This window comes from Candidatus Polarisedimenticolia bacterium, assembly GCA_035764505.1.
Taxonomy (GTDB): Bacteria; Acidobacteriota; Polarisedimenticolia; order Gp22-AA2; family AA152; genus AA152.
This window is the reverse complement of the sequence record DASTZC010000084.1, coordinates 1-3,079: the sequence shown is the minus strand read 5'-3', so window position 1 is coordinate 3,079 and position 3,079 is coordinate 1. Positions and strand designations below refer to the sequence as shown.

Below are 3,079 nucleotides of genomic sequence, written 5' to 3'. Positions count from 1 at the left end.
CAGCGTCACGTCGCGGAACTTCTTCCCCTCGTTGTGGAACAGCGAGCAGAAAGTATCCATGCCGCAGGCCACCAGGTCGTAGCGGCCGTCGCCGTCATAATCGGCCCAGCCGGCCGGGCCGGCACCCGCCACTTTGGCGATCCCCAGCTCCGGGGCGATGTCGCGGAACTTCGGTGGCGGTGGCAGGGATGGGTCGGTCGATTCGGGGCGCAGGGGATAGTGGTACTTCGCCGGCAGGTCCTTGGGCTCACCTCCCAAGCCGACCGTGCACATGTGGATGCCCCACAGCGGCTTTTCACCCGGCTCCAGATCGTAGGTCTGCCGGTAGACGGCGATCGCCTCCTTGAAGAGCTTCTGCCGGAACAATCCTTGCGCCTTCATTCCCATCGCCTGGATGATGCGCTCCTGCGGCGCGTTGGGATAGCGCGTCAGAAACAGCTCGGACTCCCGCACCAGCTCCGGCCAGGCGCCCGATTTCATCAGGACGTTGGCCATCGTCAGGTGGGCGGCCGCCGCCTCGTCGCTGTCCGGAGGCACCTCGTCGAGGACGCGCTCCAGGTGGGAACGCGCCGTGTCCATGGTCCAGGCGGAATCGAGCGTGACGCGCCCCTCTTTGTGGGGAGCCTTGAGCCGCACCTCGCCCACCGCCAGCCAGGTGGCGTAGCGCAGGCGCACGCCGGCGAGGGAGGGATTGTCCTTGAGGATCGATTCGTAGAGCTCGACGGTACGATCGGGATCGTAGATGTCGATGTACCGCTCTTTGAGAATCTCGGCCAGCTCGAAGCGTGCTTGGATGTCTTTGGGGTCCTCCTTGACGGCCCGGTTGAGGAGCTCGACCGCCTCGAAGGGTCCCTTGTTTTCCTGGCGCGCGCGCGCCGCCAGGATCTTGCCCATCTGCAGGAGCGCCTTGGGGTCTTCCGGGTCGACATCGAGGGTCCGGCGGAACTCGGCTTCGGCGCCCTGGTCCTGTCCCTGGCGCACCAGCTCCATGCCACGCTGGTAGTGCTCCTGCGCCTCCAGCTGCGCGCCCCCCTTCGGCGTGATGCTGCTGGAGCTGGTTCCGGTGCATCCGGCCAAGAGTGCCACCGCAGCCAGTGCGAGGATCCAGGCACCGTTGCGCGCCCTCATGAGGCACCGCCGTTCAATATGCGGCCGTCGCGCAGATGGACGATCCGGGACGCCATCCGGGCCAGCTCCTCGTTGTGGGTCGCGACCAGGGTGCAGATGCCGTGGCGAGCCGCGAGATCCAGGAAGAGTGCGAAGATCTTCCGGCCGTTTCCCGAGTCGAGGTTTCCCGTCGGCTCGTCGGCCAGCAGCAAGGCTGGACGATGTACCAGTGCGCGGGCGATCGCTACGCGCTGCCGCTCGCCGCCCGACAGCTCCCCCGGGTACCGGCTTTCCTTGCCTGTCAGTCCGACTTTCTCGAGCGCCTGCGCCGGCGCCGAGCGGTCCACCTGGGAGCTTTCTCCGAATGCGAGAGGCAATCCGGTATTCTCCAGCGCGGTGAGGGTCGGGATCAGGAACGATTCCTGGAAAACGAAGCCGATGCTGCGGCGCCGCAGACCGGCGAGATCGTGCTCGCTCAGTCCGTCGATCGTCTTGCCCGTCACCCGTATCGTCCCGGCGGTGGGACGATCCAGGCAACCCAGCAGGCTCAGCAGCGTGCTCTTGCCGGAGCCCGAGGCGCCCACCAGCGCCACCACCTCTCCGGCGCGCAGCTCGAGATCCACTCCCGACAGGGCCGCGACCGTCTCGGAGGCCAGGGGATAGCTCTTGGTCAGTCCGATTGCCTGAAGGACGACCGCCGCGCTTTCCAAGGCGTCCTCGAGTCCTCAGGCGAGCTGGCGCAGCAAAGGCGCGGGGCGCACCGTCGCGGCGCGCGCGGCCGGGTACAGGCCAGCCAGCAAGGCCAGCAGCATGGCGGCGAGGAGCGTCCCGCCAATCAGCAGGGGATCGAAGCTAAGCAGGCTGCCCGGCGGCACGAAGGGGACCACCCGGCGCAGGATCGCCTCGAAGGCCCAGCTTCCCAGGAAGGTCAGGACCAGCCCGGCGACGGCGCCGAGAAGCCCCAGGCAGCCGGTCTCCAGGAGCGTCAGCTGGAGAAGGTCGCGCGGCGTGGCGCCCACCGCCTTCATCAAGGAGAGCTCCCGCATCCGCTCCATCACCGACATGGTCATGGCGTTGAGCACCCCCAGACCGCCGATCAGCGCGGCGATCAGGGCGCTCAGCATCAGCAGGAGCCGCGAAGTCGAGACGAACTGCACCACGGTGGAGCGGAACTGCGTCATGGTGATCGCCTGCACGGAGGGGAGGACGAACATCTTTTCCAGAAAGGCCTGGACCCGATCCAGCGACTTGAGCCGCACGCCGACGCCGGTCAGCTTCCCCTGGCGATCGAACAGCTCCTGGGCGAAGGCCAGCGGCAGGAAGACCATGCCGTCGTCTTGGGTGCCGGAGCGATCGAAGACTCCCTTGATGATCACGTCGCGATGCGCGGGTCCTACGTGCAGCGGATCCCCCAGCTTCAATCCCAGAGCCTGGGCGGCGTTGTAGCCGAGGATCGCCTCGGGTGCCTCTGCTCCGGAGAACCAGACGCCGCGCTGCAGCGTCATCCAGGGCTTCAGCTTGGAGAAGTTTCCGTCGACGCCCATGAAAACGGCCAGCCTGTTGTTGGGGCCGGCTTCCATGCCCTGCATGAACAATCGCGTCGCCTCGAGGACGTCGCCGTCCTGGAGGATCGTGTCGAAGGTGCTTTCGTCGATGTACATCGGCACGTTGCCGCCGCGCATGGCGAGCGAGGCCGCCTCGTAGGGACATCCCTTGGCGGTGACCAGAACCTGGTAGCCCATCCGATCGATGGTGGAATCCAGCGCGCGGATGTAGCCGGAATGTAAGCTGAGCGTTCCCAGCAGGAGGGCCGTGGAAAGAGCCACGCCCAGGATCGCCAGCGAGGTCCGCAGCGGACGGCGCCGGAGATCGGACGTGGCGAGGCGGAGAAAGCCGGGAATCGCCCGCACGTCGTTACCTCGATTGTCTTGGACTCGATGCCCAAAGCGTCCGTCTCCCCGGCGGACGCAGG

General features: G+C 66.9%; 3 protein-coding genes. All 3 read right to left on the bottom strand.

Going from position 1 to position 3,079, the window contains the following annotated elements; all coding sequences use genetic code 11:
- The coding region (locus VFW45_05745; protein ID HEU5180272.1) for a tetratricopeptide repeat protein at positions 1 to 1,128 on the bottom strand (1,128 nt) is incomplete at its 3' end.
- Positions 1,125 to 1,817, bottom strand: coding sequence for an ABC transporter ATP-binding protein (locus VFW45_05740; GenBank protein HEU5180271.1), 693 nt, complete (start codon positions 1,815 to 1,817; stop codon positions 1,125 to 1,127). The genes VFW45_05740 and VFW45_05745, both read right to left, overlap by 4 nt.
- A gap of 15 nt (positions 1,818 to 1,832) precedes the next feature.
- Positions 1,833 to 3,079, bottom strand: a 1,247-nt coding sequence (locus tag VFW45_05735) for an FtsX-like permease family protein (GenBank protein ID HEU5180270.1), incomplete at its 5' end; no start/stop codon positions are given.